The organism is Leucobacter chromiisoli, from assembly GCF_016522505.1.
Taxonomy (GTDB): Bacteria; Actinomycetota; Actinomycetes; order Actinomycetales; family Microbacteriaceae; genus Leucobacter; species Leucobacter chromiisoli.
Genome location: NZ_JAEHOH010000014.1, coordinates 79,882 through 95,638 on the forward strand (window position 1 = coordinate 79,882; position 15,757 = coordinate 95,638).

Consider the following 15,757-nt stretch of genomic DNA (forward strand, 5'->3'; position numbering starts at 1 on the left):
CCGCGGCGGGGGACGGGCCGCGCGGAGGAGCGCCGCCCGCCCCCTTCCGCTTCCCCTAGGCTGCGAGTCATCCGACTTCGCGGATCGGATGCGCGTCTTCGCGGATCGGTACCCGCAGGTGCGCATGTGGGTGTTCCCTGAGCTGCACCTGGACTCGGCCGAGCCGTGGCGCAACCCCGACGAATTCGCGACGCCCCTCGACGACGAGCGCCTCGCCGCCCTCGGCGACCTGGCGCGCGAACTGGGCGTCTGGCTCGTGCCGGGCAGCGTGTACGAGCGCGGAGACGACGGCAGCATCTACAACACCTCGCTCGTCTACTCCCCGGAGGGCGAGCGGGTGTCGACCTACCGCAAGATCTTCCCCTGGCGGCCGGCCGAGGTGAGCACGCCGGGCAGCAGCTTCGAGGTGTTCGACATGCCCGGCTACGGCCGCGTGGGCATGTCGATCTGCTACGACGTCTGGTACCCCGAGCACACGAGGCACCTCGCGTGGATGGGCGCCGAGCTGGTGCTGAACCTCGTGCAGACCGGCACGAGCGACCGCGAGCAAGAACTCACGATCGTGCGCGGCAACGCGATCATGAACCAGGTCTGGATCGCCTCCATTAACTCGGCCGCCCCGACCGGTCGCGGACGCTCCCTCCTCGTGGATCCGCAGGGCGTCGTGCGGGCGGCGTGCCCCGAGTCGGGCCCGGAGGTGCTCACCGTGCTCGTCAACTTCGAGGACGCGACCGCCGCCAGGCAGTACGGCACGGGGGCCATCTCCCGGCCGTGGTCGCAGTTCAGGCAGGAGGATGCGCCGATCCCGCTGCCGCTCTACGGCGGGCGCATCGATCCCGCCGTCTGGAACTCCGAAGCTCCCGCAGCGATCCCCTCCCCCGCGGAGGAGCCGCCGCTGCCGCAGGCGCCCCTCGCCACCGTGACCTCGGCGATCCCGGTCGTCGATGCGGCTGCCGAGGCACCCTCCGGCGGAGCGCTCGCGCTCACGCCTCACCTCGACACCTCGGCAATCCCGGTCATCCCACGCAACTGAGGGGTTGGGAAGACAGCGGCACCGAGTCTGTTCTCGCCCTTGTCAGCGGTCGTATCGGCCGGAGGCCACCGCGCGTGCGCGCTTCTTCTCGGCCTCGACCTCGCGGTTCTTGGGCGGCGTCGTGGCGACGAGTGCGGAGAGCAGACGCTGGGTGACGACGGCGATCTCCTCGACGGCACGGTCGAAGGCGTCGGTATTCGCCTGGGAAGGCCTCGTGGTTCCCGCGATCTTCCGCACGTACTGCAGAGCGGCGGCGTGGACCTCGTCGGTCGTCGCCGCGGGTTCGAAATTGTGAAGGGTGTGGATGCTGCGGCACATGCCGTCACGTTACGCCCGAGTTCGGGATTCCACCAGGGCGCGACCCGCTACCCCTGACGCCCCTTGAAACGGGGGTTGCGCTTGTTGATCACGTAGACCCTGCCCCGGCGACGCACCACCTGTGCTCCCGGCTGATTCTTGAGCGACTTGAGCGACGAACGAACCTTCACGATCCATCCTCCTTGTTGATAATCGTTATCATTTATGGGTAGCCTATCGGAGCGACGCCCCAAACCGCGACCGCCCGACGGCGGCTCGCGACCGGCGGCCGTTCATGACCAGCAGGGAGCAGCTCAGTGGATCTCATCGACGTCACCGCCGTCATCGGCTCGTGCTCGCCCGAGCGCCTGGGCGCCGCGCGCCGGCTGGCGCAGCAGACGGGCTCGATGGTGATCCCCGCCTCGCGGCTCGCGATCTCACCGGCGCCGCTCGACGAGGCCGCGTCTCTCGTGCCGTGGGCCTACACGGAGGGCCGAGCGGTCGTGGAGTTCCCCGCCGGGGTGCCCGTGACGCACATCATCGGCATGCTCGCCGATGCCGAGGAGGGAACGCGCCTCGTCGACGTCACCTGCGTCGTCGACGCCTGCCACCTGCTCGACGATCTGCAGCGCGAGGACTACCTCGTGCGGCGCGGACCGCTCGGCGTGGAGGGCCGCTCTCGCGCCCTGATCACGGCGGAGCAGATCGAGTTCGCCTCGACGGTGCTGCTCGTGAACTGGGAACCGCTGTCGACCCCCGAGCTCTCGACGACGATGTCGCTGATCAATCACCTCGGCCCGAGCGCCCGGCTTCGGCTTCACCGGAGCGGCCCCGAGTCGCCGCCCTCGAGGACGATCTACTCCGCAGGCCAGGAGCGGCCCGGCTGGATCGGGATCCTGAACGAGGACTTCTCGCCGCACATGACGGACCCGAGAGTCGGTGCATTCCGCTACGAGAATCTCCGCCCCATGCATCCCGAGCGGTTGTCGAGACTGCTCGACGATCGGGTGGCGCGAGGCGCCTTCGGCACGGTGGTGCGCTCGGCCGGCTTCTGCAGGCTGGCGACGCGGCCGGGCATCACCGGTCAGTGGGAGCACGTCGGCCAGATGTTCTCGCTGCACCCGCTCGCCAACGACGCCGACGCCTGGGCCGGCGACGAGGACGACGAGGTGCTCGCCGTGGGCCAGGACATCGCGTTCATCGGCCTCGACCTCGACCGCCCCGCTCTCGTGACTGCCCTGGACGAGGCTACGCTCACGGACGAGGAGTTCGCGGCCGGTCCATCCGCCTGGGCCTCGTACCCGGACCCCTTTCCCGTCTCGCAGACCGCGATCGACCGGGCGGAGTAGACGACCCGGCGGTGACGAGCGAGATCGTCGCTATCCCCGCATCGCGACGCCGCGCCGCCAGTAGCCCATGAACGCGACCCGGGAGCGGGCGATGCCGAGATCCTTCACGAGGCGGCGGCGCAGCGTCGTGACCACCCCGCTCTCCCCCGCGATCCAGAAGTAGCAGTCCGAGTGAGCCTCCCCCTCGGGAGCGGGGGCGATGTCCTCGCCGAGCCCCGAGTACTGCGGGGTCTCCCACAGCGGGTCCTCGCTCTCGACGTCGGAGATGCTCAGCGTCGCCGCGGCGGCGGCCCGCTCGCCGAGATGCTCCAGCACCGCGGGAATCAGGGCCGTGCCGTGATCCGCCCCGGCGCGGTCCAGCCACCGCACCTCGAAGCCCGGGGGCGCGGAGATCGCCGGCCGGTCGCCGCGATGGGGAACCTCGATGAAGGCGACACCCCGCGACGACGGATCGATGTCCTCGAGGATCCGGGCGATGGCGGGGGCGGCCGTCTCGTCGCCGGCCAGCAGGATCGTGCCCGCGTCGCCCGGCCCGTACTCGATGCCGCCGCCGTCGAGGCGACCCCGGCGGGGTCCGATGACGAGCAGCTCGTCCCCCGGCGCCGCCGCGCTCGCCCACCTCGACGCGGGGCCGGTCGCGCCCGGTTCGAGATGCAGCACGAAGTCGATCACCAGGCGGGTCGTGCCGGCGTCGTCGACGGCGAGATCGCGGATCGAGTACGTGCGCATCGACCCGCGCTCCTCGGCGGGGATCCCGAGCCACGTCTGATACCAGTCGGAGTCCTCGTCCGAGAGATCCGGCAGACGACCCGATCGTCCGGGGAACACGAGCTTCACGCGCTGGTCGAACGTGCGCCCGGGGTTGCCGAGGCCGTCGACGTCGGGACCGACGAAGACGACGCGCACGAAGCTCGGGGAGAGGAGCTCGACCGACTCGACGCGCGCCCGCGCCACGGCGAACGGCGGGAGGCCTGCGGCACCGGCCTCGGGTACGGCGCCCTCGTCGAGGGCTTCCTGGACGGCTGTTTCAGCGGACATGATGTCTCCCCTGCGGTAGGACCAGCGGTGTACCGGATACGGGATCCGGGATGACCCGGCTCGCGAGCCCGAAGACGTCGCTCACGAGTTCGGAGTCCAGGATCGACGAGGGCTCGCCCGCCGCCCGGATGCGCCCGTCGCGCATGGCGACGAGCACGTCCGAGTAGCGGGCGGCCAGGTTGAGGTCGTGCAGCACCATCACGATGGTCGTGCCCCGCTCACGGTTGAGGTCGGTGAGCAGGTCGAGCACCTCGATCTGGTGCGCGACGTCGAGAAAGGTGGTCGGCTCGTCGAGCAGCAGGATGTCGGTCTCCTGCGCGAGCGCCATGGCGATCCAGACCCGCTGCCGCTGGCCTCCGGAGAGCTCGTCGACGGGCCGGTCGGCCAGGTCGGCGATCCCCGTCGCCTCGAGCGCCGAGGCGATCACCTCGTAGTCCCGGGCGCTCCAGCGGCTCATCGCGCGCTGATGCGGGTGGCGGCCCCGGCCGACGAGGTCGGATACGACGATGCCCTCGGGCGCCACCGGGTTCTGCGGCAGCAGCCCGAGCACGCGCGCGATCTCCTTCGAGTGCCGATCCTGCAGCGGGGTGTCGTCGAGCAGGATCCTGCCGTCGCGGGGCTTCATGAGCCGGGCGAGGGAGCGCAGGAGCGTCGACTTGCCGCAGCCGTTCGCGCCGACGATCGACGTGATCCGGCCCGGAGCGATGCCGAGGTCGAGCTGCTCGACGATGGTGCGGTCCCCGTAGCCGAGGGTGACCTCTGCGGCGACGAGTCGGTGCGATGCGGTCATAGGGCGCTTCCGGTGCGGTTCAGGCGGACGAGGAGGAGGATCAGGTAGGGCGCGCCGAGCACGCCGGTGACGACGCCGACGGGGTAGCGCTCGTCGAGGAGGAACTGCCCGGCCAGGTCGGAGGCGAGCACGATGAGGGCTCCGGTCAGCCCGGCGGGGAGCACGAGACCGGCGCCGGGGCCGACGAGGCGGGCGGCGATCGGCCCCGACATGAACGCGACGAAGGCGATCGGCCCGCTGCCCGCGGTGGCGAAGGCCAGGAGCGCCACCGCAGACAGGATCAGCGCGGCCCGGGTGAGGCCGACGCGCAGCCCCAGGGCCGTGGCGGCGTCGTCTCCGAGCCGCAGCACCCCGAGCCCGCGCCCGGTCAGCAGCAGGATCGGCGCGAGCACGGCGCAGGCGGCGGCCAGCGGCGCGACGCGCTCCCAGGTGGCGGCGTTCAGACTGCCGGTGAGCCACTGCATGGCGGTCTGGATGTCCCAGTTGGCCGCACGCGACAGCACGTAGGAGATGACGCTGTGCAGCATCGCCGCGACGCCGATGCCGATGAGGATGAAGCGGGCGCCGGCGAACCCTCCGCGGTTCGCGAGCAGGGCGATCGCGGCCGCCGTCGCCAGCGCGCCGCCGAGCGCGAGGAGCGAGACCGCGGTCTCGCTCAGCGACAGCACCACGATGCCGACGACCGCGGCGGCGCCGGCGCCGGCGCTGATGCCGATCACGTCGGGCGACGCCAGCGGGTTGCGCAGCATCGTCTGGAACGTGACGCCGGCCGCGCCGAACGCGAAGCCCGCGAGCAGGCCGAGCGTCGCCCTCGGCAGGCGCAGCTCTCCGACGGTGAAGGAGGCGCCCGGCACCGTCTCGCCCAGCAGCACCCGCGCCACCTCGCCCGGCCCGTAGAAGGTCTGACCGACCATGAGGGAGACCGCGAAGAGGATCGCGACACCGGCCGCGATCAGCGCGGTGACGGTCGCGCGGCGGCGGAGCCGGCCCGACCGACCGGCGGCGACGCGCGCCGCGGCTGCGCTCAGCGACGCGGCGCTCACAGCTCGCGCACCTTCTGCCTCCGCACGATCCAGATGAAGAAGGGGGCGCCGATGACGGCGGTGACGATGCCGACCTCGATCTCCGCGGGTCTCGCGACGACGCGGCCGAGCACGTCGGCGCCGAGCAGCAGGCCCGCCCCCGTGACGGCCGAGAAGGGCAGCAGCCAGCGGTGGTCGGGACCGGCGAGCATGCGGCAGACGTGCGGGATCACGAGCCCGACGAAGCCGATCGGCCCCGCGACCGCGGTGGCCGCGCCGCACAGGACCACGGCGCCGCAGGCCGCGATGATCCGGGATCGGAGCACGTGCTCGCCGAGACCCGCGGCGAGGTCGTCGCCCAGCGCGAGGGAGTTCATGCCGCGCGCGCTCGCGAGGCAGATCAGCGCGCCGATCCCGAGCACGGGCAGCACGGCGGCGATGCCGCCCCAGCTCGCTCCCCCGACCCCGCCGACCTGCCAGAACTGGAAGGTGCGCATGAGGTCGACGTGGGGCAGCATGATCGCGCTCGTCAGCGACACGAAGGCCGCCGAGCTGGCGGCGCCCGCGAGCGCGAGCTTCAGGGGCGTCGCCCCGCCGCGGCCGAGGGAGCCGACGACGTAGACGAAGACCGCGGACGCCGCGGCGCCGAGGATCGCGATCGCCATGAAGCTGAAGGGACGCGCCAGCCCGAAGAACACGATGCCGACGACCACCGCGAGCGAGGCCCCGCTCGAGATGCCGAGGATACCGGGTTCGGCCAGCGGGTTGCGGGTGACGGCCTGCATCGCGGCGCCCGAGATCGCGAGCGCCGCGCCGACGAGCAGCGCGAGCACCGTCCGGGGCAGCCGCTTCGCGACGGCCGCCTCCGAGATCGTGCTCGTGTCGCCCGCGAGCGCGGAGAAGACGTCGTCGGGCGTCACCTCGCGCACGCCGAGCACCGCCGATGCGACGCACAGCAGCGCCAGAACCGCCAGGGCGGCGATGAGCAGCGCGCTCCGACGGGCCGTCCGGCGCCGCATGCCCGCGACGCCGGACGTTCGCGCGACGGCGAGGGTCAGGGCCATTACTCCGCGGCGGCGGCGCTCGCCGGGGCGTTCGCGGCGCTCTCGAGCACCTCGAAGTAGTCGCCGATGCCCCAGCCGATCGACAGCGGCGACGGATTCGCCGAAGCGGCGAGCGGGGTCGCATCCTCGAGGATCGCGATCCGGCCCTCGGCGACGGCGGGGATCTTCGACAGCAGCGGATCGGCCTGCAGCTGCTCGACGAGGCCGCCGTCGGGATCGCCGTAGGTGACGAAGATGTCGATGTCGCCGAAGCGATCGGCGGCCTCTGAGCTGATCTCGAGGTAGAACTCGTCGGTCTTCGCCGATTCCTCCTCGACGAGGGCGGGCTGCGGAAGCCCGATGCTCGCGAGGAAGCCGGGGCGGGTGTCGTGCACCGTGTAGTAGCCGATCTTCGAGAGGTCGGTCGGGTCCATGAAGGCGAAGAGCGCCTTCTTGCCCTCGAGCCCCGGATGCTCGGCCAGCGCGGTGTCGACCTCGGCGTGCAGATCCTCGATGAGCTGCCCGCCCTCGTCCGGGAGCCCGATCGCCGCGGCGTTCATTGTGATCATGTCGTCCAGGGTCGTGCCCCAGGGGGTGTCGGGGTAGGCGACCACGGGCGCGATCTTCGAGAGCGTGTCGTACTCGTCCTCGGTCAGGCCCGAGTAGGCGGCGAGGATCACGTCGGGCTGCGTATCGGCCACGGCCTCGAAGTCGATGCCGTCGGCCTCGTCGAACAGCACCGGGGTCTCCGCTCCGAGCTCCGCGAGCTGATCCTCGACCCAGGGCAGCACTCCGTCGCCGTCGTCGTCGCCCCAGGCGGCTTCGCTCATGCCGACGGGCACCACGCCGAGGGCCAGCGGCACCTCGTGATTGGACCAGGCGACCGTCGCGACGCGCTCGGGCTTCTCGGGGATGGTCGTCGTGCCGTAGGCATGCTCGATCTCGACGGGGAACCCCTCCGACGAGCCTCCGCCCTCCGGCGCGTTCTCCGCGGCGGCGGGCGCGCAGGCCGCGAGGCCGGCGGCGAGCGAGATGGCGGCGGTGAGGCCAAGGATGCGTGAGGCGCGCACGGGCGCTCCCTTCGTGTGGACTGCGCGGCAGTCGGGCTGACGGCGATCATTGTGAATGCCACGTCACATGATGGTTAGGCTTACCTAATTTTGTCAAATACCGTGCGTTTCCTGTGCGGGCCGCGGAGGACCGCGGGACAGACGGCAGGGCCGGGCGGACTACGCTGTGAGGCGGATCATCGGCCGAGCGGAGGAGCAGGGGTGACGACCATCAGGGTGAGCGCGATCGTGATGCGGGACGGCGAGGGCCGCATGCTGACGGTGCGCAAGCGCGGCACCGAGATGCTGATGTTCCCCGGCGGCAAGCCGGAGCCCGGGGAGGATCCCCGGGACACCGCCATCCGGGAGTTCGCCGAGGAGCTGGGGGTGCGACTCGACGGACTGCTGCTGCGCACGGTCGGCGAGTTCTCGGCTCCGGCCGCGAACGAGCCGGGGCACGAGGTCGTGGCCCACGTCTTCGAGCACCCGTTCGTGGAGGTGGGCGAGCCGCTCGCCGAGATCGACCGCGTCGAGTGGATCGACCCCGGCGAGGCGCGCCACGACATCGCTCCGCTGAGCACGATGCTGTTCCCGATCTTGCGCGAATCGGGCCGGGCGCCCGGCCGCATCGCGGTGTTCACGGGCTCCGCAGCGGGAGCCTCCCCCGCGTTCGCCGAGGCCGCGATCGAGCTCGCGTCCGCGTGCGCCCGATCGGGCGTCGGGATCGTCACCGGCGGCGGGCGCGTGGGACTCATGGGCGTGATCGCCGACGCGGCGCTGCGGGCCGGCGGAGAGGTCTTCGGCGTGATCCCGCAGCCGCTCGTCGAGGGCGAGATCGCGCACGAGAGTCTCACCCGTCTCGAGGTCGTCTCCGACATGCACGCGCGCAAGCACCGGATGAGCGTGCTCTCCGACGCCTTCGTCGCCCTGCCGGGCGGGGCCGGCACCCTCGAGGAGCTGTTCGAGGCCTGGACGTGGCAGCAGCTCGGCATGCTGGCGAAGCCAGTCGCGCTCTACGACGTCGAGGGCTACTGGCAGCCGCTGCTCGGCATGCTCGATCGGATGGTCGACGAGGGGTTCCTGAGCGCGCCCCTCCGGGAGTCGCTGATCGTCGCGCGCACGCCGGACGAGCTGTTCTCGGCGCTCGCGACGTGGGTGCCCCCGCGCCGGAAATAGACGGGACCACCCGGTAGAAAACGCCGCGCGCTCAGGTTCCCGGACGGAACGCCGTGGATCGCCGAACCACGAGCTCCGGCGAGAGCGCGATGGAGGCGGGGCGCTCCCCGCCCGGGCCCCGCTCGATCATCCCGGTGAGCATCTCGGCGGCCTTGCTTCCCATGCCGCCGAGCTCATGCCGCACCGAGGTGAGCGGCACCGGGAGATTCGCGGCGATGTTGGAGTCGTTCACCGCTATCACCCCGATCTCCTCCCCGATCCGCAGGCCCCGCTCAGCCAGCACCGATACCGCTGCGAACGCGAACATGTCGATGGTCGCGAAAACGGCGGTGGGCGGCCTCGGAGACCGCTCGAGATACTCGGCGAGAGCCCGCTTCGCGTCGGCGAGGTCGAAGCCCGAACCGACGAGCGTGCACGACTCCAGGAGCCCCTCCGCCGCGTCCGCGAAGCCGCGGCTCCGCGCGACCACGTTTCCCGCGTGGCTCGGACCTGCCAGCACCACCACGTCCGTGTGCCCCTGCTCGGCGAGGTGGCGAGCCGCGAGCCTACCGCTCTCAGCATCGTCGCAGGTCACGGAGATCTCCCCCGGGAGCGGGCGACTCATCAGCAGATAGGGGAAATCATCCGCTGCAAGCTCCGAAAAGTAGTGCTCGCCGAGGTGGGCGTCGGCGAAGACGATGCCGTCGACGCCGTGCGCGCGGAACGTCTCGACACGACTCGCGCGCACCCGGGGGTCGTCCGTGGAGTTGGCCACGCAGGTCTGATAGCCCAGTTCCGCGGCACGCGCCTCGAAGCCCCCGTACATCTGACTCACCGCCACGTCGGTGAGATCCGGGACGATCACGCCGAGCAGCCTGCTGCTCCGCGTACGGAGCGCCGATGCGACGGTGTTCAAACGGTACCCGAGGCGATCCGCAGCCTCCACCGCCCGCTTCGCCCCATCCGAACGCAGCGGAACGCCGGAGCGCCTGCGGGCGAGTGCGCGCGAGACGGTCGCAGCGCTCACCCCGGCTTCGAGGGCGACGTCGGACAGGGTGGGCGATCGTCGCATCCGCACCTCCGCTTCCTCTCTGCTGCGAGGATACCGCCCGCCCACGACCGCGGCGGCTCCGGTCGGCCGCAAATGCGCGCCGTGATCTCGAGTTTCAACATCACCTGACGTTTATCCTGCCGGGGGCTTGACCGGCGACCCGTTCGTCTGCACAATCGATGCCACGAGATGCAATCGATTGCAAAGGAGCGAGGATGCCGACGCAGGTGACCGTTGCAGCCGTCCAGACCATTCCCGTGATCGGCGACACGGCCCACAACCTTGCCGACATGCTTGCTCGGGCGGACGAGGCCGCGAGGCGGGGAGCTCGCCTCATCGTGTTCCCTGAGCTCGCCACTTCCGGATACGTCTTCTCCGACGCGGACGAGGCGCGAGACTGCGCCGGAGCCCTCGTCTCCCTCGACGCCGCCGGAAGATTCCGCGAGCTCTGCGCACGGCACGGTGCGGTGGCCGTCTTCGGCTACCCCGAGATCGACGACGACCGGCTCTACAACTCCGCCATGGTCGTCGGACCCGAGGGAGTTGTCGGCAACTACCGCAAGAATCATCTCTGGAACCTGGAGAACGAGATCTTCACCCCCGGCGACACCGGCTACCCCGTCTTCGACACGCTGGTCGGCAGAGTCGGGATCCTCATCTGCTACGACATCTGGTTCCCCGAGGCGGTGCGGTCCCTCGTGCTCGGCGAGGCGGACGTGATCTGTCTCCCGACCAACTGGGTGCCCATCGAGGGCGCCCCGCACGGTCGCCTGACCATGGCCAACCTGCTCTGCCAGACGAACAGCCACATCAACGGAATCACGATCGTCGGGGCCGACCGCGCCGGCGTGGAGCGCGGCCAGGAGTTCCTCGGGAAGAGCGTCATCTCCTCACCCTCTGGCGAACTCGCAGCCGGGCCCGCGAGCGACACCGAGGCCGAGACACTCTACGCAGCCTTCGACGGCGCCGAAGGGCGCCGGGCACGGCACTGGAACGACTACAACGACCCGGTCGAGAACCGCCGGCCCGAGACCTACCGCCTGCAATAGACCATCCGAGAACGGCACGCAAAGGAGCTGCACGTGACACCCGAATACCTCTGGGCCCTCGCGGGCGTCGTCTGCATCGTGGGCATGCTCGTCACGATCCGCATCGGCACCCGCAAGGCCGACCCGTCAGACGTCGAAAGCGCTCCTGAACAGGGAGGCGAGCGCTGATGTCGTTCCAGACCCTCGGCATCCTCGTCATCGCGGTGCTCGGCGCCATCTGGATCTTCGCCGGCCTGAAGGTCAGCAAGAAGGTCAAGGGCACCGACGACTACCTCGTCGGCGGCCGGAACGTGGGCGTCGCCCTCGGCAGCGCGACGATCCTCGCCACGTGGGTGACCGGCAACACCATCCTCGCCGCCCCGGAGAGCGGGTACACCTACGGTGTTCTCGGCGTGCTCGGCTACGCCGTCGGCGGCGGCCTCGCCGTGATCGCCTTCGCCCCGCTTGCGGCGCGCCTCAAGGAGATCCTCCCCGGAGGCCGCACTGTCGGCGACTTCTTCCGCCTCCGCTTCGACGGGAAGAACTACTGGCTGTTCCTGGTCATGCTGCTGATCTGGGATCTCGGCTGGCTCCTCACCCAGGCCATGGCGGCGGGAATCATCCTCGAGTCCATCTTCGGGATCCCCTTCCAGGTAGGGGTGATCGCGACGGTGCTCATCGTGCTCGCCTACGTCACGATCGGCGGCATGATCTCGGTACTCAGCACCGACTTCATGCAGACGCTCCTCATCATGATTCTCGTCTTCGTCTTCCCGGCGCTCGTCTACTGGATGGCGGGGCCCCGCGTGGTCTACGACGGCATGCTCACCCGCATGCCCGAGACGCTGCAGCTCGACAATCCCGCCGGGCTCCTGTTCCTCTGCGTGATCCCGCTCGTCTACATCGGCGAGGTCTTCATGGACAACACGTTCTGGCAGCGGGCGTTCGCGCTGCGGAAGTCGGTCATGAAGAAGACCTTCACCTACGCGGGCATCGGTTGGATCTTCGTGCCGATCGCGACCGGCACGCTCGCCTTCGTCGCCGTCGGGACGGGCCTCGAGTTGCCCGGCGGACCGAGCTCGGTCGCCCCCGAGGTGGTCGCCGAGCACGCCGGCACGCTCGGCTCGGTGCTCTTCCTCGCCCTGTTGTGGGCCGCCCTCGCATCGACGATGGCCGCTCTCCTCAACGGCGTGGCGGGCATCTTCATGAACGACATCTACAACAACGTCATCAACAAGCGGGCGACGGACAAGCAGGTGCTCTGGTCGGGGCGAGTCGCCACCGTGGTACTCGCGGCGATCACCATCGCCACGGCCCTTGCGAGGCCCACGACGCTGCTGTCGCTGCTCATCTGGCTCGGCGTCATCAACGCGGCGTACATCATCCCGATAGTGAGCGGCGCGTTCTTCAAGCGCACCAACCCCACCGGCGTCTTCGTCAGCGTGATCACCGGCGTCCTCGCGGGCCTCACGTTCTACGGGGGCGGCGCCTTGGATCTCCTGTTCTTCAAGATTCCGCTCTTCGATTTCCCCGAATGGGCGTCGGGAGATCTGCAGGGCGCGGTCGTCTCGTTCACGATCTCGGCGCTCGGGGTGCTCATATCGACCAAGCTCTTCCCCAGACCCTACGACTTCCGGAAGATGCGCGATTGGAAACCCGCGTCGGCGATCAAGACAGGAGCGTGATCATGACACTTCCCTACGCACTCTGGCTCATGCTCATCGGGGTGGGCGTCGTCGGGAGCATCTCGACCTTCGTCGGCATCCTCGTGGCGTTCTTCAAGGAGCGCAGGAGCGATCAGTTGTGGTGACTGCGGCGACGCACATGACCCGCTCATCCGCGAACGCCCCCGCCACCCGGACGACCCCTGCTACGCGACTGGAGACCACATGCCGCACCTCACCTCCGCCGACCGCCTCTTCCTCGACGACTTCCGCGGTCTCGAGCGGATCGGTGCCACCCCGGCGGGTGGTGTCCACCGGCTCTCCGGAACGGCTGAGGACGGGGCGCTCAGGGAATGGTTCCGGTCCCACGCCGAGGCTCAGGGCTTCGATGTCAGAGTCGACGGGATCGGCAACATGTTCGCCTGCCGGGAGCTCGTGCCGGGCGCGCCATACGTGCTGGTCGGCTCGCACCTCGATTCGCAGCCCCTCGCGGGCCGGTTCGACGGTGCGTACGGCGTCCTCGCGGCACTCTACGCCGCGAGCCGGGCCCTCGATCGCCTCGCGGCAGACGGGTGTGCGCCGGCTCGCAACCTCGCTGTCGTCAACTGGTTCAACGAGGAAGGCGCTCGCTTCGCCCCCTCACTCATGGGGAGCAGCGTCTACGCCGGCCTCTACTCGATCGAGGACATGCTCGAGGTCCGGGATCTCGACGGCGTGAGCGTCCGCGAGGCTCTCGACGCGATCGGTTGGAGGGGGTCGGACGCACCGCCGGACGCGGCATGCTACGCCGAGATCCACATCGAGCAGGGGCGCATCCTCGAGCGCGAGGGGCTCGATGTGGGGGTGGTCGAGGCGAGCTGGTACACCCAGAAGCTCGACATCACCGTGCTGGGAGAGCAGTCGCACACGGGCGCGACCGCGATGGCGGACCGGCGTGACGCGTTGGTCGCCGCCGCTGAAGCGGTGCTCGCCGTGCACGACGTGACCCTCGACTTCCCCGAGGAGATGCTCGTCTCGTCGGTCGGGCAGCACGTGGTCGAGCCCAACTCGCCGATCGTCGTACCGCGGCGCGTCCACATGATCGCGGACGTGAGGTCGGGGGATCCCGAGATCGTGCGCGCTGCCCGGGCGGCACTGCTCGATCAGTTCGAGAGGATCGGCGATAGGCGACGGGTCGACTTCATCGTCGAGGACTTCGACGTGCGAGAGGTGTGCCGCTTCCCCGAGGCGGGGATCGCGCTGGCCGAGGAGGCGATGCGAGCGGAGGGACTCGCGTCGCGTCGACTCTCGACCATGGCGGGTCACGATGCGGTGGCGCTGAACTCGGTCGTGCCTACCGTGCTGCTGTTCACCCCCAGCGTCGACGGTGTCTCGCACTGCGAACGGGAGCTGACGAGTGACGAGGACATGCTCACGGGCGTGCGCGCGCTCACCGGCGTGGTGCGGGCGCTGCTGGAGCGCACGCTGCCCTGATCACGCCCCGACGAGGCGCGCCAGGCCGCCGGGGCAGTCCGGCGAGGCCGTCCGGCACGGTAGTGTCTCTGGCATGAGCGCCCAGTCGGCGACCGCCGCGACACGATGGATCGACGCCGCCTTCGTGCGCGGGGGCACGAGCAAGGGGCTCTTCTTCGCCGAGCGCGCGCTCCCGCCGCCCGGGGAGCAGCGCGACGCCCTGTTCGCCGGCGCGCTCGGATCACCGGATCCGTTCGGCCGCCAGCTCGACGGCATGGGCGGCGGGATCTCGTCGCTCTCGAAGGTGATGGTCGTGGGCGAGGCCGGCGCCGCGCACGCCCCCGCGGATCTCGTCTACACCTTCGGCCAGGTCGCGGTCGGCGTCGCGGCGGTCGACTACTCCGGCAACTGCGGCAATCTCTCGGCGGGCGTGGTGCCGTTCGCGCTGCACACGGGCCTGCTGAGCCTGCCGGACGGCCCGCGGACCGTGCGTCTGCTGAACACCAACACCGGCAAGCGGGTCGTCGTGAACCTGGTGGTCGAGGACGGCGAGGCCGCCGTCGCCGGCGACTTCGTCGTGCCCGGCGTCGCGGGAGCGGGATCGCCGATCGAGCTCGTCTACCCCGATCCCGCCGGCAGTCGCACGGCCGGCCAGCTGCCCACCGGCCGCCCGATCGACGTGCTGCGATCGACGGGGCGCGAGATCGAGGCGTCGCTCGTCGACGTGGCACTGCCGCTCGTCGTGGTGAGGGCCGCCGATCTCGGCCTCTCCGGCGCGGAGTCGCCCGACGAGATCGATGCGGCGAGCGGCCGCGCCGTCGAGCTCGAGGCGCTGCGACGCGAGGCGGCCGTGCTGATGGGCCTCGCGCGCTCGCCCGAGGAGACCCCGCAGGCGGTGCCCAAGGTCGTGTGCGTCGCCGAGCCCCGGGACTCGCGGCTGCTCGACGGATCCCTCGTCGCCGCCGACGACGCCGACGTGCTCGCGCGCACGATGTCGATGGGGCTCGCGCACCGCGCGGTTCCCGGGACGGCGGCGATGTGCCTCGCCGCGGCGGCCGCCATCCCGGGCACCCTCGTCGAGGCGATCGTGCGCGACCGGCGCCCCTCGGAGCGCGCCCTGAGGATCGGCACGCCCTCCGGCGTCGTGACCGCCGGCGCGGTCGCGGAGCGGCAGGCGGCTGAGACGGGGAACGGCGAGGTTCGCGACGGCGTGCCGGTGGTGACCGGGGCCTCGCTGTTCCGAACCGCGCGTGTGCTCATGAGCGGCCGGGTCTCCGTGCCGAAGCGCCCGGCGGACGACCGCCCCTGAGCGTCCCCGCGCCGATCCGCCCGCACCGCGGGGGGAGGGTGGAGAATGAGAGCATGGCGCAGGGAAGCGGGGTGCAGGTGCGACGGATCTACGAGGATCCGGAGGCGGGCGACGGCACGCGGGTGCTCGTCGATCGTCTCTGGCCGCGCGGCGTCAGCAAGGAGCGCGCCCACCTCGACCTGTGGGTGAAGGAGGTGGCGCCCTCACCGGAGCTGCGCAGGTGGTACGGCCACGATCCGGAGAAGTTCGACGAGTTCCGCCGCCGCTACCGCGCCGAGCTCGAGGACGACGCCCACGCCGAACCGCTCGCCGAGCTGCGGCGCCTCTCGCACCGCGGGCCGCTGACGCTCCTCACCGCTTCGAAGCGCGACGACATCAGCGAGGCCGCCGTCCTGCAGCAGATCCTCACCGGCTCCGCCGACTGAACGCCGCGGCCGGTCCCGCCCGAGCCGGTCCCGCCCGAGCCGATGCCGCCCG

At 70.8% G+C, this 15,757-nt stretch carries 18 protein-coding genes; 10 read left to right on the forward strand and 8 right to left on the reverse strand.

Features of this window, described 5'->3' with window-relative positions; all coding sequences use genetic code 11:
* Window positions 1-88 precede the first annotated feature (88 nt).
* Window positions 89-1,033 carry a carbon-nitrogen hydrolase family protein gene (locus tag JD276_RS11185; protein WP_200115737.1) on the forward strand — a complete coding sequence of 315 codons (945 nt, stop codon included), beginning with the start codon at window positions 89-91 and terminating at the stop codon, window positions 1,031-1,033.
* Between the two features lie 42 nt (window positions 1,034-1,075).
* Here the strand turns inward: JD276_RS11185 and JD276_RS11190 are convergent, their stop codons facing one another.
* Window positions 1,076-1,351, reverse strand: a complete 276-nt coding sequence (locus JD276_RS11190) for a DUF2277 domain-containing protein (protein ID WP_200115738.1) — start codon at window positions 1,349-1,351, stop codon at window positions 1,076-1,078.
* 47 nt (window positions 1,352-1,398) lie between these two features.
* Window positions 1,399-1,521, reverse strand: coding sequence for a type B 50S ribosomal protein L36 (gene ykgO, locus JD276_RS11195; protein ID WP_200115739.1), 123 nt, complete (start codon window positions 1,519-1,521; stop codon window positions 1,399-1,401).
* 126 nt (window positions 1,522-1,647) lie between these two features.
* Here ykgO and JD276_RS11200 point away from each other — a divergent pair, with 126 nt between their 5' ends.
* The gene (locus JD276_RS11200; protein WP_200115740.1) at window positions 1,648-2,679 is read left to right on the forward strand and encodes a GTP-binding protein; all 1,032 of its coding nucleotides are present in this window, start codon (window positions 1,648-1,650) and stop codon (window positions 2,677-2,679) included.
* A gap of 30 nt (window positions 2,680-2,709) precedes the next feature.
* On the opposite strand, the gene JD276_RS11205 is transcribed toward JD276_RS11200, so the two are convergent.
* The 5 genes from JD276_RS11205 to JD276_RS11225 are packed head-to-tail and all read right to left on the reverse strand — an operon-like array spanning window position 2,710 to window position 7,642.
* A complete protein-coding gene (locus JD276_RS11205; protein ID WP_200115741.1) occupies window positions 2,710-3,717 on the reverse strand; it encodes a siderophore-interacting protein in 1,008 nt (335 codons plus the stop codon).
* Window positions 3,707-4,507 (reverse strand): ABC transporter ATP-binding protein, encoded by an 801-nt coding sequence (locus JD276_RS11210; protein WP_200115742.1) that lies wholly within the window; start codon window positions 4,505-4,507, stop codon window positions 3,707-3,709. Before JD276_RS11210 ends, JD276_RS11205 begins: the two co-directional genes overlap by 11 nt.
* The gene (locus tag JD276_RS11215; RefSeq protein ID WP_200115743.1) at window positions 4,504-5,550 is read right to left on the reverse strand and encodes a FecCD family ABC transporter permease; all 1,047 of its coding nucleotides are present in this window, start codon (window positions 5,548-5,550) and stop codon (window positions 4,504-4,506) included. Before JD276_RS11215 ends, JD276_RS11210 begins: the two co-directional genes overlap by 4 nt.
* The gene (locus JD276_RS11220) at window positions 5,547-6,593 is read right to left on the reverse strand and encodes a FecCD family ABC transporter permease (RefSeq protein ID WP_200115744.1); all 1,047 of its coding nucleotides are present in this window, start codon (window positions 6,591-6,593) and stop codon (window positions 5,547-5,549) included. Before JD276_RS11220 ends, JD276_RS11215 begins: the two co-directional genes overlap by 4 nt.
* On the reverse strand, window positions 6,593-7,642 hold the full coding sequence (locus JD276_RS11225; protein WP_200115745.1) for an iron-siderophore ABC transporter substrate-binding protein: 1,050 nt from the start codon (window positions 7,640-7,642) through the stop codon (window positions 6,593-6,595). The genes JD276_RS11220 and JD276_RS11225 overlap by 1 nt, the downstream gene beginning before the upstream one ends.
* Before the next feature lie 201 nt (window positions 7,643-7,843).
* On the opposite strand from JD276_RS11225, the gene JD276_RS16345 reads away from it, so the two are divergent.
* Window positions 7,844-8,797 carry a TIGR00730 family Rossman fold protein gene (locus tag JD276_RS16345; protein ID WP_307866545.1) on the forward strand — a complete coding sequence of 318 codons (954 nt, stop codon included), beginning with the start codon at window positions 7,844-7,846 and terminating at the stop codon, window positions 8,795-8,797.
* Between the two features lie 31 nt (window positions 8,798-8,828).
* On the opposite strand, the gene JD276_RS11240 is transcribed toward JD276_RS16345, so the two are convergent.
* Window positions 8,829-9,848: a LacI family DNA-binding transcriptional regulator gene (locus JD276_RS11240; protein WP_200115746.1), complete on the reverse strand. Its 1,020-nt coding sequence runs from the start codon at window positions 9,846-9,848 to the stop codon at window positions 8,829-8,831.
* Window positions 9,849-10,042: 194 nt separating this feature from the next.
* Here JD276_RS11240 and JD276_RS11245 point away from each other — a divergent pair, with 194 nt between their 5' ends.
* The 7 genes from JD276_RS11245 to JD276_RS11265 all read left to right on the forward strand — a co-directional run bounded on the left by JD276_RS11245 (window position 10,043) and on the right by JD276_RS11265 (window position 15,705).
* Complete coding sequence (locus tag JD276_RS11245; RefSeq protein WP_200115747.1) at window positions 10,043-10,876, forward strand: nitrilase-related carbon-nitrogen hydrolase; 834 nt, start codon at window positions 10,043-10,045, stop codon at window positions 10,874-10,876.
* 33 nt (window positions 10,877-10,909) lie between these two features.
* Window positions 10,910-11,044, forward strand: a complete 135-nt coding sequence (locus JD276_RS16180) for a hypothetical protein (protein ID WP_267906421.1) — start codon at window positions 10,910-10,912, stop codon at window positions 11,042-11,044.
* Window positions 11,044-12,540, forward strand: a complete 1,497-nt coding sequence (locus tag JD276_RS11250) for a sodium:solute symporter family transporter (RefSeq protein ID WP_200115748.1) — start codon at window positions 11,044-11,046, stop codon at window positions 12,538-12,540. Before JD276_RS16180 ends, JD276_RS11250 begins: the two co-directional genes overlap by 1 nt.
* Before the next feature lie 2 nt (window positions 12,541-12,542).
* Window positions 12,543-12,665 (forward strand): hypothetical protein, encoded by a 123-nt coding sequence (locus JD276_RS16185; RefSeq protein WP_267906422.1) that lies wholly within the window; start codon window positions 12,543-12,545, stop codon window positions 12,663-12,665.
* A 79-nt stretch (window positions 12,666-12,744) separates the two neighbouring features.
* Window positions 12,745-13,992 carry a M20 family metallo-hydrolase gene (locus JD276_RS11255; RefSeq protein ID WP_200115749.1) on the forward strand — a complete coding sequence of 416 codons (1,248 nt, stop codon included), beginning with the start codon at window positions 12,745-12,747 and terminating at the stop codon, window positions 13,990-13,992.
* 73 nt (window positions 13,993-14,065) lie between these two features.
* Complete coding sequence (locus tag JD276_RS11260; protein WP_200115750.1) at window positions 14,066-15,280, forward strand: PrpF domain-containing protein; 1,215 nt, start codon at window positions 14,066-14,068, stop codon at window positions 15,278-15,280.
* A gap of 53 nt (window positions 15,281-15,333) precedes the next feature.
* Window positions 15,334-15,705, forward strand: coding sequence for a DUF488 domain-containing protein (locus JD276_RS11265; RefSeq protein WP_200115751.1), 372 nt, complete (start codon window positions 15,334-15,336; stop codon window positions 15,703-15,705).
* Window positions 15,706-15,757: the final 52 nt, after the last annotated feature.